1 protein-coding gene is annotated in these 1220 nt (G+C 70.8%); it reads left to right on the top strand.

The genetic code is table 11. The features are described 5' to 3' along the window. On the top strand, window positions 1-1220 hold a 1220-nt coding region (locus tag J2W36_RS26510; protein ID WP_307692780.1), incomplete at both ends, for an amino acid adenylation domain-containing protein.

Genomic DNA, 1220 nt, shown 5'->3' with positions numbered 1-1220 from the left:
TTGTCATACGATGGAGGTGAGCCGGTGCACGCGTTGATAGGCCGGCAGGTGGCGCTTCGCGCGGATGCGCCGGCGCTGGTGTACGGGGAGGAGTCGCTGAGCTACGCACAGCTGGATGCAAGGGCCAATCGTGTGGCGCACCATCTGCTCGGGCTGGGCGTGAAGCCCGAGAGCCGGGTGGGCATCGCAGTGGAACGCTCGGTGGAGATGATCGTGGGCATCCTGGGCATCTTGAAGGCCGGAGGCACCTACGTGCCGCTGGACCCGGCGTACCCGCCCGATCGGCTGACCTACATGATCGAGGACAGCGGGCTGTCGCTTCTGCTGACGCAATCGCACGTGGCGCCGCGCCTGCCCGTGGGCCAGAAGGTGCGGGCGCTGTCGCTGGACACGCTCGATCTGGGCGCGCAGCGGTCTGACGACCCGTGCGTGGTCATGCACCCGCAGCAGCTTGCCTACCTGATCTACACCTCCGGCTCGACCGGGCGGCCCAAGGGCGTGGGCATCGCGCACCACGCGCTGGTGCGCCACGCGCAGGAGTCGGTGCGCTTCTTCGGGTTGGTGCCCGAGGACCGGATGCTGCAGTTCTCGACGCTGAACTTCGACGGCTTCATCGAGCAGGTGTTCCCGCCGCTGGTGGCCGGCGCGGCGATCGTGCTGCGGGGGCCGGCGCTGTGGGACAGCGAGACCTTCTACCGCGAGCTGATCGACAAGCGCATCAGCGTGGCGGACCTGACCACCGCGTACTGGCATCTGCTGGCGCAGGACTTCGCGCAGGAGGCTGCGCGCCACGGGGTGCGCGACTACGGCGCGCTGCGCCAGGTGCACGCCGGCGGCGAGGCGATGCCGCCCGAGGGGCTGAAGGCCTGGAAGGAGGCGGGGCTTGCGCACGTGAAGCTGCTCAACACCTACGGGCCGACCGAGGCGACGGTGACCGCGTCGGTGCTGGACTGCGCGCCGTACCTGCGCGAGGGCGCACAGGCACCGCTGCGCATGCCCATCGGCGAGCCGCTGGCCGGGCGGGTGCTGCGGGTGGTGGGATCGGACCTGGGGCTGGTGCCGCGGGGTGTGGCCGGTGAGCTGTGCATCGGCGGGGAGCTGCTCGCGCGCGGCTACCTCGGCCGCGCGGGTCTGACGGCGGAGCGCTTCGTGGCGGCGGACGAGGGCGAGCGGCTGTACCGCACGGGGGACCTTGTGCGCTGGAACAGCGAAGGTCAGCT

The organism is Variovorax ginsengisoli, from assembly GCF_030811835.1.
GTDB classification, from domain to species: domain Bacteria; phylum Pseudomonadota; class Gammaproteobacteria; order Burkholderiales; family Burkholderiaceae_C; genus Variovorax; species Variovorax ginsengisoli_C.
This window is presented reverse-complemented; position numbering and strand designations above follow the sequence as displayed.